Below are 19,740 nucleotides of genomic sequence, written 5' to 3' on the forward strand. Positions count from 1 at the left end.
GAGCACAATGACAGTGAAATTTAAAACGGTTATCACCAAAGCCGGTGCAGAAAAACTGGCTGCAGCAACCGTCCCCAACGGGAAGAAAGTGAACTTCACCGCAATGGCGGTCGGCGACGGCGGCGGTGCGTTGCCCGTTCCGGATGCCAGCCAGACAAAGCTGGTGAATGAAGTCTGGCGCCACGCGCTGAACAAAATCAGCCAGGACAAGAAGAACAAAAACTACGTTGTGGCGGAGCTGCTGATCCCGCCAGAAGTGGGCGGTTTCTGGATGCGTGAGATGGGCCTTTATGACGATACCGGAACGCTGATTGCCGTCGGGAATATGGCTGAAAGCTATAAGCCCGCGCTGGCGGAGGGGTCAGGACGCGCGCAGACGCTTCGCATGGTTATCATGGTGAGCGATATTTCCTCCGTCGAGTTGACGATTGACACCTCAACGGTAATGGCCACGCAGGAATACGTCGACGGGAAGCTCGCGGAGCACGAGCAGTCGCGTCGCCATCCGGACGCCACGCTGACCGCAAAGGGCTTTACCCAGTTAAGCAGTGCCACCGACAGCACGTCTGAGGTGCTTGCCGCAACGCCGAAAGCGGTGAAGGCGGCGTACGACCTGGCGAACGGGAAGTATACCGCAGCGGATGCAACCACGGCGCGTAAGGGGATTGTTCAACTGAGTAGCGCCACTGACAGTGTGTCTGAGGTGCTGGCGGCAACGCCGAAGGCGGTGAAGACTGCGTACGATCTGGCTAATGGGAAATATACAGCTCAGGATGCCACTACGGCGCAAAAGGGTATTGTCCAGCTGAGTAGTGCGACCGATAGTACGTCTGAGACTCTCGCAGCGACGCTGAAAGCTGTTAAGGTCGCGAATGATAATGCTAACGGGCGCGTGCCGTCAGGACGTAAGATTAATGGTCATGCGTTGACTGGGGATTTTAATATCAGTGCGCAGGATATTTTTAACGGTCAGGCTTCTGGTATTGGCAATGCTGCCGACTTGAATACCTACACGACACCGGGGCTTTATTACCAGCCAGCTAACGCACAGGCACAGACTGGTAAAAATTATCCCGAGGCCAATGCAGGATCGCTTGAAGTTTATAAACACGCTGGTATTACACAGATTTACCGTATTTATAATAATTCCCGCTCATACATTCGCACGTTATATGGTGCGACCTGGTCTGACTGGGTAAAACAGTATGATGCGGCAAATAAACCTTCAGCGGGGGATGTAGGTGCCGTTCCACTTAATTCTGATGGCAGTGTGGATAAAGTCACTGCGTTAAAATATTGCAATCAGATATTCACCAGAACTGACGGAACACCTCTGGAAATTGGGCATTTAAAGGGGGCAGCAGGAAATTTCTATATTGACATACATACTGACGGCACCCTAAACGGGCAGGATTACAAGTATCGTTTAACGTTCACTGATGCCGGAACGGCTCAAACCAGCGGACAATGGATACCGGGAAATTACGCAAACTTTGATGCTCGCTATCTGCAACTTGCAGGTGGGGCGGTAAATGGGAATCTCACGGTAAAAAACACCCTTCAAATTGGTTCAGTTGGATCTGCTGTTTTAAATATTGGTGATAACGATTCAGGTCTGCGTAATTCAGTAGATGGTCAGGTTGACCTGTGGGCAAATTCAAAAGTTATGGGGTACTGGAACACCACAACATTTTCCTTTACTGGGCAGATAATACCAACCAATTATTCCAATTTTGATGGGCGCTATTACACCAAAACGGAAAGTGATTCGAGATTCCAGGCAAAAGGTAGTTACACACCAGCTGGACAGGCATATACAAAAGCTGAATCTGATGCACGTTACACACTTAAATCAGCAACAGTTATTGGCGTGCGCGTCAGTGCAAGAGGAAGTATGGGGTCGGCTTCAAGCGGTTCAGCCGATATTGATGCACCAGTTGGAAGTTTCATAACAGGTCGATACAGTAACAATGGTGATGCACGTTATTCCGTGTGGTATTCCCGCGCCTTACAGATAAATGTAAACGGTACATGGAAAACAATTACTGCATAAAGGTATCTTATGATTATTAAAAAATTCCGTCTGTCTGGCACAGAACAAATTCAGGGTTACAGTATAGCTAATCTTATTTCAGAGGATGCCCAGGATTGGTATGAGGCACAATCTTTATTTGAAAAGGATAAATTAAAGTTCGAATTTGACGAAAACGGCATTATTACGCGTTTTTCATATGATGTGTCTATGCTTTGGCCGATTGGAAGATCGGTTGCTGATATCAGCAAAAATCTAGTTCCTGATGGTCTAAGTGATAATGGAGAATGGATGTTTGATGGTGAAAAAATCATTCCTGCGCCCATCGATTACGTTTATCTGGCTGAATCAAAAAAACAGATCCTTATGAGTGCGGCAACAGCAACTATTGATCCGCTGGAGGATGCGTCTGGGCTAGGTATTGCCACAAAAGAAGAGGCTGAATTGCTAGTAGAATGGAAAAAATACAGAGTTCTCCTCAACCGTGTTGATATCAGCAAAGCGCCAGACATTGAATGGCCTGAAAAACCGCAATAACCCAAGCCCTCCTCCCGGAGGGCTTTTCGTTTGTTGTGTAATCCTTTCCCCAACCCCAATACGTCGCATCCATCGCGCGCTCCACAGAAAATACCCTCACCACTAAACCACGGAGTTAAACGGATGGGCGACTATCACCACGGCGTGGAAGTCATCGAAATCAACGATGGCACACGCACCATTTCCACCGTCTCGACGGCAATCATCGGTATGGTCTGTACGGCCAGCGATGCTGACGAACAGACATTCCCTCTTAACGAGCCTGTGCTCATTACCAATGTACAATCCGCGATTGCGAAAGCCGGGAAAACAGGCACGCTGTCCGCTTCCCTTCAGGCGATTGCCGATCAGTGTAAACCGGTTGTCGTTGTTGTTCGCGTGTCCGAAGGTGTCGATAACCCGGACGACCCGGAAGCCGCACAGAAAGAAACCATTTCTAACATCATCGGTACCACCGACGAAAACGGCAAATACACCGGCCTGAAGGCACTTCTCACCGCGAAAACGGTGACCGGCGTTAAACCACGCATTCTCGGCGTACCGGGGCTGGATTCGCAGGAAGTGGCGACCGCGCTGGCAGCGACGTGCCAGAGCCTGCGTGCGTTTGGCTATGTCAGCGCATGGGGCTGTAAAACCATTCCTGAGGCGATCAACTATCGCAAAAACTTCAGCCAGCGTGAGCTGATGGTTATTCACCCGGATTTCCTGGCGTGGGATACCACGACGAACGCCACCAAAACGGCCTGGGCGACCGCACGCGCACTTGGTCTGCGCGCCAAGATTGATCAGACTACCGGCTGGCATAAAACCCTGTCCAACGTCGGTGTTAACGGCGTCACCGGGGTGAGCGCTTCTGTCTCCTGGGACCTGCAGGAACAGGCCACCGATGCCAACCTGCTTAACCAGGCGGGCGTGACTACGCTGATTCGCAATGACGGTTTCAAATTCTGGGGCAACCGTACCTGCTCTGACGATCCGTTATTCCTGTTTGAAAACTACACCCGTACCGCGCAGGTACTGGCCGACACCATGGCGGAAGCGCACGCATGGGCGATGGATAAACCCATTACCCCAACGCTTATTCGCGACATCATTTCCGGTATCAATGCCAAATTCCGTGAGCTGAAAACCAATGGCTACATTGTTGACGGCTCCTGCTGGTATGACCCGGAATCGAATGACGTGTCGACCCTCAAAGCGGGGAAACTGTATATCGATTACGACTACACCCCTGTTCCGCCGCTGGAGAATCTGACCCTGCGCCAGCGCATCACCGATACCTATCTGGCAGACCTGTCAGATTCGGTTAACAGCTAAGGAGCTGCAGCATGGCGTTACCACGCAAACTTAAATATCTGAATATGTTCAACGATGGCCTGAGCTATATGGGCGTTGTTGAGTCTGTCACCTTACCGAAGCTCACCCGCAAGCTGGAGAAGTATCGCGGCGGCGGTATGCCGGGCTCGGTCTCTGTCGACCTGGGCCTGGACGATGATGCCCTGGCGCTTGAGTGGACCATTGGTGGCCTGCCGGACGTTGCTCTGTGGGCGCAGTATGCCTCGCCAGGCGCGGACAGCGTGCCGCTGCGTTTTACCGGTTCCTTCCAGCGTGACGATACCGGCGAAATCTCTGCGGTGGAGATCGTGATGCGTGGCCGTCACAAAGAGTTTGACGGCGGCGAGAACAAGCAGGGCGAAAGCGGCACGACCAAAATGTCCACCGAGTGCGCTTACTACCAGCTTACTATCGATGGCAAAGAGGTTATCGAGATTGACATCATCAACATGGTGCTGAAAGTCGACGGCGTCGATCGTCTGGCGGAACACCGTAAGGCCATCGGCCTGTAACCCTTAACCGGCCGCAGTTGCTGGCCGGTTACTTACCCTTTTTGAGAGTAACGAAATGGAAAATATCAACGAGACTGTTATCAACGAAAGCGAAAACCCACACACCGTCACGCTTGATAGCCCCGTTCTGCGCGGCGAGCAAAAAATCGAAAAAGTGACCGTCGCAAAACCCAATGCGGGCACCCTGCGTGGCGTATCGCTGGCGTCGCTGGCGCAATCCGACGTGGATGCCCTGATTAAGGTGCTGCCGCGAATGACCTCTCCGGCGTTGACCGAACATGAGATTGCACGTCTGGATGCCTCCGACCTGCTCTCTTTTGCCGGTAAGGTGGTCGGTTTTTTGTCACCGACTTCGGCTCGCTGAAATTTCCTGAAAACCTGTCGGTCGACGATCTGATGGCGGATATCGCGGTGATTTTTCACTGGCCGCCGTCAGAGCTGTACCCCCTGAGCGTGACCGAACTCCTCATATGGCGCGAAAAGGCGCTGCAGCGAAGCGGAAACCACCATGAGTAATAATGTCAGACTTCAGGCGCTGCTGGATGCAGTCGCCAGGGCAAGCCGACCGCTTAAAGCTATTCAGAATGCCAGTCTCTCTCTTGAGGGAGAGATCGGTGAATCGCAGGCGGCGCTGCGCGCGCTCGATGAACAGGCGGCCCGCGTCGATGGATTCAGAAAAACAAGCAGTCAGCTCACCATGACGGGGCAGGCGCTTGCCCTGGCGAGACAACAGACGGCGGCGCTGGCGCGCGAACTGAAAAACACGCAAAACCCCACCCGGGAGCAGAACGATGCGCTGACGGCAGCCCGCCAGTCTGCCGCCGCCCTGAAGCTTGAGTACAACACTCTGCGCCAGTCCGTCCAGCGCCAGCGCGGCGAACTGGCGCAGGCGGGGATTAACACCCGTACCCTGGCAGCAGATGAACGTCGTTTAAGAAAGAGCATCGGCGAAAAAACGCAGCAGCTCAACGGACAACGAGAGGCACTCGCCCGGGTTAATCAGCAGCAGGAGCGGCTCAATGCCGTTCAGCGTCGCTACGAATCCGGCAAACGTGTTGCCACGCGCGTGCATCAGATCGCTGGCGCAGGCGTGAGCATGGCAAAGACGGGCGTTGATCAGATGTCCCGGTTTATGGCGCCGGGTATCAGTGCTGAAAAGCAGATGTCTGCTATTCAGGCCAGTCTTGGTCTGGAGAAGGGAGATGCCAGGCTTGAGGCTATTCGCCAGCAGGCGCGGGACGTCAGTGCCGGTACGGGAACCTCAACGGAGGCGGTCACCCGGGCGCAGACCGAGCTGGTTCGTTCAGGATATGACGCCGAGGGTGTGCTTGCAGCCACGCTTCCTGCGGTCAATCTCAGCCTTGCGGGAAATGTCGATGCCGCAAACGCCGCCGACATCATCAGCAATGCACAGACCGCGTTCAACCTGGCCAATACCGATGCTGGGCGTGTCGCAGACGTGCTGACCCGCGGATTTACCTCCTCTCACACCAGCCTTACCGAGCTGGGTGCTGCCGTGGCCTCTGTCGCGCCAATTGCCAGCGGCGCTGGCGTGAGCCTTGAAGAGACGACCGCGCTGCTTGGCATTCTGATGGAAAAGGGGATGAAAGGGAGCACGGCTGGCGCCGGGGTCGGCGCTGTGCTGAGCCATCTGCAGATGCAGAACGGTCAGGGTTCTGCCGCGCTGGGTGAACTGAACGTACAGACCCATGATGGACAAGGTAATCTGCTGCCTGCGGAGCAAATCCTCACAGCCCTCTCCGCATCCTTTGAAAAGAGCCAACTCGGTACCGCGCAGCAGATGGCGTACCTGAAGACCATTTTCGGTCAGGAAAACGCGCAAGGCGCTGCGGTACTGGTCTCCGCCGCGGGTAATGGAACGCTGTCTGAGAAACGTCAGCAGCTCCAGGGGGCAAAGGGCAGTACCGCGCGGGTAGCTGCCGTTCAGTCCGATAACCTTGCCGGTGATATAGGCAAGCTTCAGGCGGTGTGGAACGGCCTGAAGATGGATGTATTTGATAAGGCGGATGGCGCCCTGCGTACCCTGACCACCACCGCGACCGGGTGGATCAGTACGCTCTCTCTGTGGGTGAATGCCAACCCCGCACTGACGCAAGGCCTGGTCGGGGTTATCGTCGGCGCGCAGGCGTTTGCCGGCATAGTGGGCGGGCTGGGCACGGTCGTTGCGCCGATGGTGACCGGCCTGAACCTGGTCATTACCGCCGCCGGGATGTTAGGCACCGCCTTCAGCGTGGTCGGCGGTAGCATCATGGCGATCCTGGGTGCACTCAGCTGGCCCATCATTGCCATTGGTGCGGCGATTGCGGCGGGTGCATTACTGATTTTTAAATACTGGGAACCTGTCAGCGCCTTCTTTACCGGGGTGATGGAAGGGCTTTCTGTGGCCTTTGCTCCACTGGGCGAGCTGTTTTCTCCCCTTCTGCAGGCGTTTGGTTTCATCTCAGAGAAGCTGGGCGGGATCTGGCAGTGGTTTACTGACCTGATTACGCCAATCAAAGCGACTCAGGAAACGCTCGACAGTTGCAAAAACGCGGGGGTGATGTTCGGTCAGATGCTCGGGGAGGCGTTGATGGCACCGCTTGATCTGTTCAACAGTCTGAGCAGCAAAGCGACCTGGCTGCTGGATAAACTCGGTCTTATCAAAACAGAGTCGGACAACATCGAGCCCGCTGCGGCTAACGCAGGGGCGGCTTCCTCTGCGCCGGGCAGTGCGTATATTCCGCCGACATCGACCTATGGTGGCTATCTGAAGTATCAGCCAGCGCTGGCCACTGGCGGACGCTCTTATGTCGATCAGAGCAGGAGCGAATATCACTTCACGCTGCAGGGTGACATGACATCCGGCGCGGACCTCAGCCGGCAAATTCAGGATGCCCTGGACAGCAGAGAGAATCAGAGAGCGGCGAACCAGCGATCGCGCTTTATGTATGAGTAAGGAGAGAGAAAATGTTAATGGTGCTGGGGCTGTTTGTCTTTGAGCGACGAACCTTGCCGTATCAGTCAATGCAGTTTTCAAAGGATTACCGCTGGGCCTCTAACGATCGCATCGGGAAGCCCAAAGCCTGGCAGTATCTGGGTGAGGGCGATACATCCCATACGCTCTCCGGAACGCTTTATCCTGAAATTACCGGAGGGCGATTGTCCCTCAAAGCCATCGAACTGATGGCGAATGAGGGGCGGGCCTGGCCGCTGATTGACGGGACGGGCATTATCCATGGCATGTTTGTGATTGATAAGGTCACGCACACCCATACGGATTTTTACAGCGATGGTACGGCGCGTAAAATTGATTTTACGCTTTCTCTGAAGCGGGTTGATGAATCGCTGATGGCGATGTTTGGCGACCTGAGAACACAGGCTGAAGAGCTGGTGACCAGCGCGCGTACCGAAATCGGAGGGCTGCTGGGATGATCACGGAAATGAATATCCGGGCGGGGGGGAAAATCGCCCCCGATTTTATGCTCAAGCTTAATGGCCGTGATATTACGCAAAATTTTAGCCATCGCCTTATCCGCTTGACCATGACTGACAACCGAGGCCTGGAAGCCGATCAGGTGGACATTGAGCTGGATGATTCCGACGGTCTGTTAGACCTGCCGGCTCGCGGCGCGTTTATTACTCTATGGCTGGGCTGGCAGGGTACCCCTCTGGAGCCGAAGGGGAATTTCACGGTCGATGATATTGAATTTCGGGGGGCGCCGGACCGGTTAACCATTCGTGGGCGCAGCGCCGATTTTCGTGGCAAGCTCAACGTTCGTCGCGAGCAGTCATGGCATGACACCACCCTCGGCGCAATTGTTGATACCATCGCGCAGCGCAACCAGCTTAGCGCCAGCGTGGCGGCGGAATTTTCATCCATAGCCATTGCGCATATCGACCAGACTCAGGAGTCCGATGCCGCGTTTCTCTCCCGCCTGGCTGAACGCAATGGCGCGTTTGTCGCCGTTAAGGAAGGGAAGGTGCTTTTCATGAAAGCGGGCGGCGCCGTGACGGCCAGCGGCAAACCGGTTCCGTTGAAGGTGATTGAACGCGCCGATGGCGATAAACACAGCTTTTCCATCGCCGATCGCGAAGCGTATTCCGGCGTGACGGCCAAATGGCTGCAAACGAGCGATCCTAAACAACAACACCCCAAGGTCAGCATCAATCGTCTGCCTCAGGCGGCAGCGACAGGTGCGTTACCTCATCCGGATGCCGCAGCCGTATCCGGCAGCACGGAGCAAACGCCGCAGGAGACATTGGTTGGTGCCGCCGATAACGTCTTTGAGTTGACCACTATTTTTGCCTCCGAAGCGCAGGCACTCAGAGCGGCTGAAGCCAAATGGCGCGCTTTACAGCGCGGGGTGGTGAAATTTTCAATCCAGCTGGCGCTGGGGAAAGCTGACCTTTTTCCCGAAACCCCCCTTCAGGTAAAAGGCTTTAAGCGGGCGATTGACGAGCAAGCGTGGATCGTCAGCCGGGTCGTACACACCCTTGACGGAAGAGGCTTTACGACGGAGGTGAATCTTGAACCTGACATTGCCGACGAAAAATTTTCCATCGAAAGCGAGTAGTATGCTTTTAATTTTACGTCTTTGGGGTATTATTAATTCACAAAAAGTGAATTAAACGGAGGCGGTATGTTTCATTGTCCTAAATGTAAGCACTCGGCACATGCGCGAACCAGTCGCTATTTGAGTGAAAATACCAAAGAGCGTTATCACCAGTGTACCAACGTTGATTGCAGCTGTACGTTTGTCACCATGGAGTCTGTTGAGCGCCTGATTGCAGCCCCTGGCATGCCAGAGCGTGCCCGGGCGCCCTCGGTGAACCGCAGTTAGCGATAGCCGCATCAGTCAAAAAAACCGCCTCGTGCGGTTTTTTTTTATCCCTGTAACAACTCAGCGATACCGCCATTTCATCGCCACTGCAAATTGAGCCAACAAAAAAGCCACTCATGTGAGTGGCTTAATTATATGATTCTAAAGCTAAAATTTGGTGGCCCCTGCTGGACTTGAACCAGCGACCAAGCGATTATGAGTCGCCTGCTCTAACCACTGAGCTAAGGGGCCGTGGCGGTGGATTATAATGTAACTCCCCGCCGCAATCCAGCCATTCACACCCGCCTGCTGTTTTTATAAACAACGCATAATCAATCCTTTATACTTCCATGATGATGTATCAATCGGGAGTAAACATGATCAACGATATTCTGGCCCCGGGACTACGGGTGGTCTTCTGCGGGATCAACCCCGGTAAATCCTCGGCGCATACCGGTTTTCACTTTGCTCATCCGGGGAACCGCTTCTGGAAAGTGATCTACCAGGCCGGGTTTACCGACCGCTTACTCAAGCCTGAAGAGGAGCAGCATCTGCTGGATACGCGCTGCGGGATCACCATGCTGGTGGAGCGACCTACCGTGCAGGCGAGCGAAGTCCACCTGCATGAACTGCGCACTGGCGGGCGGGAACTGATTAAGAAGATCGAAGACTACCAGCCTGCCGCGCTGGCGATTCTGGGCAAACAGGCCTATGAGCAGGCGTTCAGCCAGCGCGGGGTGAAATGGGGGAAACAGGCCATCACTATCGGCGTGACGCAGGTATGGGTGCTGCCAAACCCGAGCGGACTTAACAGGGCAACGCTGGATAAACTGGTGGAAGCTTACAGGGAGCTCGACGAGGCGCTGGTGGTGCGGGGGCTCTAGGGGCCTCTGCGGCCTGATTCCCTCACCCTGGCCCTCTCCCACAGGGAGAGGGAATAAACAAAAAAAAAGCTCCCGATTGGGAGCTTTTTGCTGTTTACCTGGATTAATCGTCCAGGAAGCTACGCAGCACTTCAGAGCGGCTCGGATGGCGCAGTTTACGCAGCGCCTTCGCTTCGATCTGACGGATACGTTCGCGGGTAACATCGAACTGTTTACCCACTTCTTCCAGCGTGTGGTCGGTATTCATATCAATACCGAAACGCATACGCAGTACTTTCGCTTCTCGGGCGGTCAGACCAGCCAGCACGTCGTGCGTGGCAGCACGCAGGCTCTCGGTGGTGGCAGAGTCCAGCGGCAGCTCGAGGGTAGTATCCTCGATGAAATCACCCAGATGCGAATCTTCATCATCACCGATTGGTGTTTCCATGGAGATTGGCTCTTTGGCGATCTTCAGCACTTTGCGGATTTTGTCTTCTGGCATCAGCATGCGTTCAGCCAGCTCTTCCGGCGTCGGCTCGCGGCCCATCTCCTGCAGCATCTGGCGGGAAATACGGTTGAGCTTGTTGATGGTCTCAATCATATGCACCGGAATACGGATGGTGCGCGCCTGATCCGCGATAGAGCGGGTAATCGCCTGACGGATCCACCAGGTCGCATAGGTGGAGAACTTGTAACCACGACGGTATTCAAACTTATCTACCGCTTTCATCAGACCGATGTTGCCTTCCTGAATCAGATCCAGGAACTGCAGACCGCGGTTGGTGTATTTCTTGGCGATAGAGATAACCAGACGTAAGTTTGCTTCAACCATCTCTTTCTTCGCACGGCGGGCTTTCGCTTCACCGATGGACATACGACGGTTGATGTCTTTAACCTGCTCAATGGTCAGGCCGGTCTCTTCTTCAATCTGCTGCAGCTTCTGCAGACCGCGATGCACGTCTTCTTTCACGTCGTGCAGTTTTTCAGACCACGGCTTGTTCATCGCGATAGCCGCGTTGAACCAGGTTTCGCTGGTTTCGTTGCCGGTGAAGAGGGTGATGAAGTTCTTCTTCGGCATTTTGCACTGCTCAACGCACAGTTTCATGATGATGCGTTCCTGGGTACGTACGCGATCCATCATCACGCGCATGCTGTTCACCAGGTAGTCGAACTGTTTTGGCACCAGGCGGAACTGTTTGAAGACTTCAGACAGTTTCAGGATCTCTTCCTGAGCAGCAGCGTGACTGCGACCTTTGGCTTTGATGGTGTCACGCGTCACTTCGTACTGGGTACGCAGTTCGGCGAACTTCTCACGTGCCAGTTCCGGGTCGATGCTGTTGTCATCATCGGCGCTGTCGTCGTCGCTCTCTTCTTCATCTTCGTCTTCGTCGTCATCCATCTCTTCCTGAGACAGTTCAGAACCGACGTGAGTGGCGGTTGGCGCCATATCTTCTTCAGCGTTCGGGTCGACAAAACCGGTGATCAGATCGGACAGGCGCGCTTCTTCCGCTTCAACGCGATCGTACTGCTCCAGCAGATAGGTGATCGCTTCCGGGTACTCAGCAACAGAGCACTGAACCTGGTTGATCCCGTCTTCGATGCGTTTTGCGATGTCAATTTCGCCTTCGCGGGTCAACAGTTCAACGGTACCCATTTCGCGCATGTACATGCGGACCGGGTCAGTGGTACGCCCGATTTCAGATTCCACGCTGGACAGTACCTGTGCAGCAGCTTCTTCCGCATCTTCGTCAGTGTTGTTGGAGGTTTCAGCCAGCAACAGATCATCGGCATCCGGTGCTTCTTCCATCACCTGAATGCCCATGTCATTGATCATTTGGATGATGTCTTCGATTTGATCTGAATCGACGATATCTTCCGGCAGATGGTCATTGACCTCGGCATAGGTCAGATAGCCTTGCTCCTTACCACGTTGGACAAGAAGTTTCAGCTGTGACTGCGGGTTTTGCTCCATAAGACGGTATCCACACTTAATTCGTTTGATTGGTGTCGGCGATGGTTTGCCAACCTTTAAAGCGAGGGCGTACTTATATTTTTGCCGCTGCCTCTCAGTGCGGCTGCCGGGGGCTTCCCGATCGATATTCGGCACTTAAGCCGTTAAATTCTTTTATTTCTTCGCCAGTTCCTGGTTAATCATCCACAGTTCCCGGCGTTCTTCGCTGCTTAAGCCGTGTGTGCGCTCGCGAGCAATCAACTCTTCCTGGCGCAACTCAAGCATCGAATCAAACATATGGTTGAGTGAGTCGGTGAACGTTTTTTCTGCAATGTCCTTATCTGCTATATCGTCCCACATCGACAATTTTTCAAGGGTAGCGGCCTCTTTTGTGCCGCGATAATGTTCTAAAAGTTGTCCGGTGGTCAGACCTGGCTGAGACAAACATGTGTTGACCAGTTCTGAAAATAAGCCCAGTCCGGGCAATTTTTCGTGGTTCAAACCCGCCAGCGATGGCACTTGCGGCGCAAGTTCGGGGTTTTGGACCAGTAACCCTATCAGTATACGCATGGTTGTGCGTTTTAGCTGAGGCGCGGGGCGAACCGTGCCGTTTTCAGCCTGTTTTGGCATTAAACGTTCAAGCTGGCTGTCATCCAGAATGCCGAGCTTGTTGCCTAACTCCTGACGCAGATAGATGCGCAGCGTTTCGCCGGGCACCTGGCTAATTAATGGCAGCGCCAGCGTACTGAGCTGCGCGCGCCCGTCAGGAGTACTCAAATCAACCTGCGGCATCAGGCTGTTAAACAAGAACGTGGAGAGCGGCTGAGCCTGCTCCATCCGCGCTTCAAACGCCGCTTTGCCCTCTTTACGCACCAGCGTATCCGGGTCTTCACCGTCGGGCAGGAACATAAAGCGTAACTGCCGCCCGTCGGTCATATAAGGTAGCGCAGTTTCCAGCGCACGCCAGGCGGCATCGCGCCCTGCACGGTCACCGTCGTAACAGCAGATGACGTTGTTGGTCACCCGAAACAGCAGCTGAATATGATCGGCCGTGGTGGAGGTACCCAACGAGGCCACCGCGTAATTGATGTCGTACTGCGCCAGCGCAACGACATCCATATACCCTTCGACGACCAGAAGGCGCGGAGGTTCCGCATTCGCCTGCTGCGCTTCATAAAGGCCGTAAAGCTGGCGGCCCTTATGGAAAATGTCGGTTTCCGGGGAGTTGAGGTACTTGGGCAGGGCATCACCCAGCACGCGTCCCCCAAAACCAATCACCCGGCCACGCTTGTCGCGGATCGGGAACATCACCCGTTCGCGGAAGCGGTCGTAGCTTCGTCCCTGGTCGTTGGTGACCAGCATGCCTGCGTCGATCAGCGATTTACGATCTTCGCTATTGCCGCCAAAACGCTTTAACACGTTGTCCCAGCCGGGCGGGGCGTAACCAATAGCGAAACGCGCAATAACATCGTCGCTCAGTCCGCGCTTGTTCAGATATTGACGCGCAGGCTCAGCCGCAGAGTGCTTAAGAGACTGTTGGTAAAACGAATTCAGGCCATCCATCAGTTGATACAGCGTTTGACGCTGATGGCGCTCTATCTGGCTTGGTCCACTGCCCGCTTCATACGGCACTTCAAGGTTGTGCATCGCGGCCAGCTCTTCGACAGTTTCAACGAACTCGAGCTTGTCATAGTTCATTAAAAAATCGACGGCATTACCGTGTGCGCCACAGCCGAAGCAATGGTAAAACTGCTTTTCACCGTTGACGGTGAAGGAGGGGGTTTTTTCGTTATGGAAAGGACAGCACGCATGGTAGTTCTTGCCCTGCTTTTTCAGCTTTACCCGCGCGTCGATGAGATCGACGATGTCGGTTCTTGCCAGCAGGTCATTGATGAAAACGCGTGGGATTCGTCCGGCCATATGCCCCAAAAGTTTTTAGCAACTCATAAACGAAAACAAGCCGCGCATTCCTTCCGGAAGCACGGCCTTACGACTATTACTCTGTCTGTCAATTGAGGACTATCGCCCTCAACGGATTAGTACAGACGAGTACGGCGTGCGTTTTCGCGAGCCAGTTTCTTCGCGTGACGTTTCACTGCAGAAGCTTTAGCGCGCTTACGTTCAGTCGTTGGTTTTTCATAGAACTCACGACGACGAACTTCAGCCAGAACACCTGCTTTCTCGCATGAACGTTTGAAGCGACGCAGTGCTACGTCGAACGGCTCGTTTTCACGTACTTTAATTACCGGCATGTAACTCTCACCTTTGATAAATTCGGTTTGCCGCTGGCATCAACGCCAGCTTATTTCAAAATGGTGCGGAATTTTACTGCAAATGCTGCTGCTTTGTAAAGCACCGACGCGTTTTTGAAAGGGACTTTTATAAGGGGGAAGAGTATACACGAGCGGATGTCCTGGGGCGAACAAAGTTTTACATCAACCCGCCCAGGCTCTACACTGCGCGGTACTGAAACGAGGTAAAACAAGTCATGCGTGTACTGGGTATTGAAACATCCTGCGATGAAACCGGCATCGCCATTTACGACGACGAAAAAGGGCTTCTTGCCAACCAACTGTATAGTCAGGTGAAATTGCATGCTGACTACGGCGGCGTCGTGCCTGAACTGGCCTCTCGTGACCACGTGCGTAAAACGGTTCCCCTGATTCAGGCGGCGCTGAAAGAGGCCGGATTGAACTCAACTGATATTGATGCCGTCGCCTACACGGCAGGCCCGGGTCTGGTCGGCGCGCTGCTGGTCGGTGCCACGGTGGGCCGTTCCCTGGCCTTCGCGTGGGATGTTCCGGCCATTCCGGTTCACCATATGGAAGGGCATCTTCTGGCGCCGATGCTGGAAGAGAATCCACCCGAATTCCCGTTTGTGGCGCTGCTGGTCTCAGGCGGCCATACCCAGCTGATTAGCGTGACCGGCATCGGCAAGTATGAGCTGTTGGGCGAGTCGATTGATGACGCCGCCGGAGAAGCCTTCGACAAAACCGCCAAATTGCTCGGTCTGGATTACCCGGGTGGCCCGATGCTCTCGAAAATGGCGTCGCAGGGTACGGAAGGGCGTTTTGTCTTCCCGCGTCCGATGACCGACCGTCCGGGGCTGGATTTCAGCTTCTCTGGCCTGAAAACCTTTGCCGCCAATACCATCCGCAATAATGACGACAGCGAGCAGACCCGTGCGGATATCGCCCGTGCGTTCGAAGATGCGGTGGTCGATACGCTGATGATCAAGTGCAAACGCGCGCTGGATCAGACCGGTTTTAAGCGCCTGGTCATGGCGGGTGGCGTTAGCGCTAACCGCACGCTGCGCACGAAGCTGGCGGAGATGATGCAAAAACGTCGCGGGGAAGTGTTCTATGCGCGTCCGGAATTCTGTACCGATAACGGGGCGATGATCGCCTACGCCGGAATGGTACGCCTGAACGCTGGCGCAACGTCCGATCTGAGCGTCTCCGTGCGTCCTCGCTGGCCGCTGGCGGAGTTGCCAGAGGCGTGACAATTCACCGCCCGAATGTCAGACATTCGGGCGGTGATAAGCAGGCAGTGAAGATTCATTACTCTATTAGAGCAAATTATTTTATAACCCCCGCATTTTCACCGACTCAATAATTCAACGGATATTTTTATTTTATTCGTTCCTTGCTTATTATTGCCTTATCATGGTTGACATATTTCCCAATCTATTTTGACTATTTTTACCCTGCGTTTTTATTGGCTGTGATGGGGAGTTAATTCATCCTGTAAAAAGGAACTCCCTCATCAAAATGTCATAAAGGAACGTTGGCGAAATGAAAAAAAGTCTTCTCTCACTCTTAATATGTGCGGCAGTGACATGTTCTGCCTTTGCTGAAACCACGCCACAGGCAGAGTTTGCCCAGGACGGCGAATCCTATATTGCGATTGTGGTGAAGCTGAAGCCGGGCAAACCGTTGCTCAAATCCACCAGTACAACCACAACCACGGCAAATACGCTGACGCTGAGCGACCCCGCTCTGGTGCCGACCAGTATGTTCCGTCCAAATAAACTGCGCAGTACCCAATCTGATGAGTTTGCACAGCTGAATGCACGCTACGGTTTTGATCGTTATGTGCGGATTGATTTGCCGGAAAATAAAAGCACCGATAAAAATTATATCAATCGCGTCATTACGGAACTGGAACAAAACCAGAATGTGGAAATGGTCTACCCGGAAAGCGTCCCGGTATCATTAGATAAATACAGTGGTGAAGAACATCAAAATAAGCCACCATTAAAATCAACGGTGCAAAGCTCGGTGGGGGCATCGTCAGTACCAGACTTTCGTAGCCAGCAATATTACACTAAATCGCCCACTGACAAACGTCAGGGCTATTATATGGGCGGCGTCAATCGGGACAGTGTTAATAAATATCCTGGCAACGAGGGGGAGGGTGTCACGATTATCTCCATGGAGAACGATATCTGGAACGTCAACCATATCAACCTGCCGAAGCCAGCTCTGATTCAGGGCAGCAATAAATATGTTGACGATCATGATACGGCTTCAGTGGGGATTATGGCGGCAAGAGACATTGGCGCAGGCGTCCGTGGGCTTAGCTGGAAAAGCCGCGTGGGCTTCAGCGACTGGCACTATAACAACCTCTATAACATGATCCCGTTGCTCAAAGCAGGCGATGTCGTACAGATTGGCATGCAGACCGGCGGCGGTGAGATCACAGGGTGCACCACAACCTGCTACGTGCCGCAGGAGAATGTGCAGAGCTACTACGACATCATCAAGGCTCTCACCGATAAAGGCGTCTATGTCATTGAAGCGGCAGGGAACGGCAACGTTAACCTCGATCATAGTGCGTTTAACGGTAAATTTGACGTTAATGTCCGCGATTCCGGGGCCATCATTGCCGGTGCGTTTTGTGCGAAGGAGGGTAAGAGAGCCTACTTTAGTACCTACGGATCGCGCGTCACCAGTTCGTCATGGGGATGCTGGGATGTAGTCAGCGCGGGCTTTGGCAACCTTTATAATGCGCCAAACGCACAGTATACGTCGACGTTCGCCGGCACGTCGTCCGCGAACCCGATTATTGCCGGCGTGGTCGCGAGCCTGTCGGGCATTGCGAAAGCCAACGGTATCACCGTGACGCCGCGTCAGATGCGTCAGATTCTGGCGGAGACCGGTACGCCGCTGGCGAACGGGGAGTCGGCGAAAGTGGGTACACAGCCTGACATGGAGCGCGCGGTAGCCCGCATTATGGCGCTGAAAGACGGTAACACGCCTGTCGCGCCGGCCCCAACGGCTGCGGCAGGGGCAGATTACACCATGGTGTCTCCGGCTACTGGCGTGAGCACCTACCCGCTGGACGGCAGCAAGAGCCTGAATGCCAAATCGTATAACTGGAGTGTGACGAAAGGGGCTGAAACCTTCTCACTGGAAGCGAAACTGAACGGCACGCTGGTGAAGAGCGTGGATAGCGCGCATGCCTATGCCGTCATTCCTGCCAACAGCGAGGGAGAAGCGATCTTCACGCTGACCACAACCGGCGCAGACGGCCGTACCGCGACGGACAGCATGACCATTAAGGTCACTAAGCCTGCGGTACCCGCGAAAGACGACACCCCGGCAAAAGACGATACGCCGGTAAAACCTGCTGCACCGGCCTATAACGCCAAAATTGCTTACCCGACCAAATGCACCAAAGTCTCTTACAACGGAAAAATTTGGTTCAACCAGTGGTATGTCAACCCGGGCCAGGAAACCCCGGGAACCGGCGGGCAGTGGGGCGCATGGCGTGAACAGGGCGCTTCCAATAACAGCTGTAAATAACCCACACGGCCTGGCATTGCACCAGGCCGGTTTATTCAGATCCGCAGCATGCCTTTTTCTTCCAGAAACGCAATAATCGTCGCCAGACCATCCCCCGCTTTCAGGTTGGTAAAGGTCCACGGACGCTCGCCGCGCATGCGGTTTGTGTCGCGCTCCATCACCTCCAGTGAGGCGCCAACGTAGGGGGCCAGGTCGGTTTTGTTGATCACCAGAAAATCGGATTTGGTGATCCCCGGCCCGCCCTTGCGCGGGATCTTCTCCCCTTCGGCCACGTCGATCACGTAAATGGTCAGATCCGCCAGCTCCGGGCTGAAGGTGGCGCTCAGGTTATCGCCGCCGCTTTCAACGAAGATCAGATCCAGGTTACCGAACTTCTCGCTGAGCGCTTCCACTGCGGCCAGGTTCATTGACGCATCTTCGCGGATGGCGGTGTGCGGGCAGCCGCCGGTCTCCACCCCGACGATGCGCTCCGGCTCAAGCGCGCCTGCTTCGGTCAGGATGCGCTGATCCTCTTTGGTGTAGATATCATTCGTCACCACCGCCAGGTGATACGTGTCGCGCATTGCCTTGCAAAGCGCTTCCAGCAGCGCGGTTTTACCCGACCCCACCGGGCCACCCACGCCCACGCGCAGGGGATGTTTGTAATCAGCCATGTTGCTTCCTCAGGAACGAAATAGTCGTGAATATTGTGTTTCGTGGCGCGCAGAGGCGATGGCGGACAGCGGCGTCGCCGCGCCCAGTGCCTCATCGTCACGTAAAAATGCCTGTTCAAACCCGACGGCAAAATGATCGCTGAGTTCGATAATCAGCTGCTGCGCGGCCTGTTGCCCAAACGGCACCAGCTTGACGCCGGCCATCACCGCGCTCTCAATCCAGCTGTAGCCCAGACTCAGCGCCATCTCGTGCGCGCTGATACCCCAACGCACGCCGAGCCACGCCATGCCGCTGAGCTGGCTCTGCATAAACAGCGGCTGCCACGGGGCCGGACAGTCCGGCTCCCAGCTTTTGATGAGCCGCGTAAAGGCGGCGCCGCGATTGCGTTCTTCTTCCCGCAGTTCACGGGTTTCCCGACAGGCGAGCAGATATGACGTCCAGCGTTTTGCTGCCGCCAGATCGCCCTCTTCACAGGCCCGGTAGAGCCGGGCAAATAGCGGCAGGTCGACGCAGAAAAAGCTCTGCTCCATCTGCAGGGTTTGCCAGTTTTTGAACGCCTCTGCATCGGTAACCCAGCCTGTCTCGACGGCCCACTCCAGCCCCTGTGACCAGGTAAACGACCCGACCGGCAGGCTGCTGCTGGAGAGCTGCATCAGGCGCAGACGCTGGCGGGCGAGCTCCATCAGCTCATCAGCGCCAGCAGGGCAGAGACGATAAGCCCGCCGCCAAAAGTTTTACGCAGTCCGTCGTGGCGGCGCAGCAGTAACCCCGCGGCGAAGCTGGCGCACAGCACCGTGGCGCTGGCCAGCATAAAGCCGCTGGTGAAGAGCCAGAAGCTGTGGCCGGACATCTCCACCCCGTGCGCCCAGCCGTGGAACATCGCCAGGGCAGGCACCGCCAGCAGCAGACGATTTTCGGTTTTAAACATCATCACGCCGCAGATGCCCAGCGAGGCGATAATCAGCATCTCCATGCCGCTAAAGCCGCCGAGCAGGCTGCCTGCAATGGCACCGACGAGCATCATCCCGAGGGTGGCAAAAGGCAGCAGCAGCTTGCGGCCGCTCAGCGCGGAGAGCACGCCCGCGCCGGCAAGCATCAGCAGGTGATCAAGTCCGGTCAGTGGGTGGAAAAAACCAGCATGGAAGCTGTCGGCACCGTGTCCTGGATGTGCCAGCGCAGGCAGGGAAAAAGCCAGCAGTAACAGGGGTAAGTACTTGCGCATGATGAAT

At 54.8% G+C, this 19,740-nt stretch carries 19 protein-coding genes and 1 tRNA gene; 13 read left to right on the plus strand and 7 right to left on the minus strand.

The window, feature by feature from the left end; translation table 11 throughout:
- Positions 1-7: 7 nt before the first annotated feature.
- The 10 genes from EKN38_RS03520 (at position 8) to EKN38_RS03565 (ending at position 9,257) form a co-directional block, all read left to right on the plus strand.
- On the plus strand, positions 8-2,053 hold the full coding sequence (locus EKN38_RS03520) for a phage tail protein (protein ID WP_014833335.1): 2,046 nt from the start codon (positions 8-10) through the stop codon (positions 2,051-2,053).
- 9 nt (positions 2,054-2,062) lie between these two features.
- Positions 2,063-2,569, plus strand: a complete 507-nt coding sequence (locus EKN38_RS03525) for a tail fiber assembly protein (RefSeq protein ID WP_014833334.1) — start codon at positions 2,063-2,065, stop codon at positions 2,567-2,569.
- Between the two features lie 123 nt (positions 2,570-2,692).
- Positions 2,693-3,886: a phage tail sheath protein gene (locus EKN38_RS03530; protein ID WP_126521639.1), complete on the plus strand. Its 1,194-nt coding sequence runs from the start codon at positions 2,693-2,695 to the stop codon at positions 3,884-3,886.
- Between the two features lie 11 nt (positions 3,887-3,897).
- On the plus strand, positions 3,898-4,416 hold the full coding sequence (locus tag EKN38_RS03535) for a phage major tail tube protein (RefSeq protein ID WP_014833332.1): 519 nt from the start codon (positions 3,898-3,900) through the stop codon (positions 4,414-4,416).
- A 55-nt stretch (positions 4,417-4,471) separates the two neighbouring features.
- The gene (locus tag EKN38_RS03540) at positions 4,472-4,780 is read left to right on the plus strand and encodes a phage tail assembly protein (RefSeq protein ID WP_014833331.1); all 309 of its coding nucleotides are present in this window, start codon (positions 4,472-4,474) and stop codon (positions 4,778-4,780) included.
- Between the two features lie 32 nt (positions 4,781-4,812).
- Positions 4,813-4,932, plus strand: a complete 120-nt coding sequence (locus EKN38_RS03545) for a GpE family phage tail protein (RefSeq protein ID WP_014833330.1) — start codon at positions 4,813-4,815, stop codon at positions 4,930-4,932.
- The gene (locus tag EKN38_RS03550) at positions 4,925-7,372 is read left to right on the plus strand and encodes a phage tail tape measure protein (protein WP_014833329.1); all 2,448 of its coding nucleotides are present in this window, start codon (positions 4,925-4,927) and stop codon (positions 7,370-7,372) included. Before EKN38_RS03545 ends, EKN38_RS03550 begins: the two co-directional genes overlap by 8 nt.
- 11 nt (positions 7,373-7,383) lie before the next feature.
- Positions 7,384-7,848: a phage tail protein gene (locus EKN38_RS03555; protein ID WP_014833328.1), complete on the plus strand. Its 465-nt coding sequence runs from the start codon at positions 7,384-7,386 to the stop codon at positions 7,846-7,848.
- Positions 7,845-8,990, plus strand: a complete 1,146-nt coding sequence (locus EKN38_RS03560; protein WP_014833327.1) for a phage late control D family protein — start codon at positions 7,845-7,847, stop codon at positions 8,988-8,990. The genes EKN38_RS03555 and EKN38_RS03560 overlap by 4 nt, the downstream gene beginning before the upstream one ends.
- Before the next feature lie 66 nt (positions 8,991-9,056).
- Entirely contained in the window at positions 9,057-9,257 is a 201-nt protein-coding gene (locus tag EKN38_RS03565; RefSeq protein ID WP_014833326.1) for an ogr/Delta-like zinc finger family protein, read from the plus strand.
- Between the two features lie 155 nt (positions 9,258-9,412).
- On the opposite strand, the gene EKN38_RS03570 is transcribed toward EKN38_RS03565, so the two are convergent.
- A tRNA-Ile gene (locus EKN38_RS03570) sits at positions 9,413-9,488 on the minus strand.
- A 125-nt stretch (positions 9,489-9,613) separates the two neighbouring features.
- Between EKN38_RS03570 and mug the strand changes: the two genes are divergently transcribed.
- A complete protein-coding gene (mug, locus tag EKN38_RS03575) occupies positions 9,614-10,120 on the plus strand; it encodes a G/U mismatch-specific DNA glycosylase (protein WP_014833325.1) in 507 nt (168 codons plus the stop codon).
- A gap of 103 nt (positions 10,121-10,223) precedes the next feature.
- Here mug and rpoD read toward each other — a convergent pair whose 3' ends face one another.
- From rpoD to rpsU, 3 genes are all read right to left on the minus strand, one after another.
- The gene (rpoD, locus tag EKN38_RS03580) at positions 10,224-12,071 is read right to left on the minus strand and encodes an RNA polymerase sigma factor RpoD (protein ID WP_013098777.1); all 1,848 of its coding nucleotides are present in this window, start codon (positions 12,069-12,071) and stop codon (positions 10,224-10,226) included.
- Between the two features lie 153 nt (positions 12,072-12,224).
- Positions 12,225-13,970, minus strand: a complete 1,746-nt coding sequence (gene dnaG / locus EKN38_RS03585; RefSeq protein ID WP_014833324.1) for a DNA primase — start codon at positions 13,968-13,970, stop codon at positions 12,225-12,227.
- Between the two features lie 116 nt (positions 13,971-14,086).
- Positions 14,087-14,302: a 30S ribosomal protein S21 gene (gene rpsU / locus EKN38_RS03590; RefSeq protein ID WP_001144069.1), complete on the minus strand. Its 216-nt coding sequence runs from the start codon at positions 14,300-14,302 to the stop codon at positions 14,087-14,089.
- 236 nt (positions 14,303-14,538) lie between these two features.
- Between rpsU and tsaD the strand changes: the two genes are divergently transcribed.
- Entirely contained in the window at positions 14,539-15,552 is a 1,014-nt protein-coding gene (tsaD, locus tag EKN38_RS03595) for a tRNA (adenosine(37)-N6)-threonylcarbamoyltransferase complex transferase subunit TsaD (RefSeq protein WP_014833323.1), read from the plus strand.
- Positions 15,553-15,844: 292 nt separating this feature from the next.
- On the plus strand, positions 15,845-17,857 hold the full coding sequence (locus tag EKN38_RS03600) for a S8 family peptidase (protein ID WP_014833322.1): 2,013 nt from the start codon (positions 15,845-15,847) through the stop codon (positions 17,855-17,857).
- 35 nt (positions 17,858-17,892) lie between these two features.
- On the opposite strand, the gene ureG is transcribed toward EKN38_RS03600, so the two are convergent.
- The 3 genes from ureG to EKN38_RS03615 are packed head-to-tail and all read right to left on the minus strand — an operon-like array spanning position 17,893 to position 19,733.
- Positions 17,893-18,510, minus strand: a complete 618-nt coding sequence (gene ureG, locus EKN38_RS03605; RefSeq protein WP_003862566.1) for an urease accessory protein UreG — start codon at positions 18,508-18,510, stop codon at positions 17,893-17,895.
- A 9-nt stretch (positions 18,511-18,519) separates the two neighbouring features.
- Positions 18,520-19,194 (minus strand): urease accessory protein UreF, encoded by a 675-nt coding sequence (locus tag EKN38_RS03610; RefSeq protein WP_014833320.1) that lies wholly within the window; start codon positions 19,192-19,194, stop codon positions 18,520-18,522.
- Positions 19,194-19,733: a HupE/UreJ family protein gene (locus EKN38_RS03615; protein WP_014833319.1), complete on the minus strand. Its 540-nt coding sequence runs from the start codon at positions 19,731-19,733 to the stop codon at positions 19,194-19,196. The genes EKN38_RS03610 and EKN38_RS03615 overlap by 1 nt, the downstream gene beginning before the upstream one ends.
- Between the last annotated feature and the right edge of the window lie 7 nt (positions 19,734-19,740).

The organism is Enterobacter sp. WCHEn045836, from assembly GCF_003965585.1.
Taxonomy (GTDB): Bacteria; Pseudomonadota; Gammaproteobacteria; order Enterobacterales; family Enterobacteriaceae; genus Enterobacter; species Enterobacter dissolvens.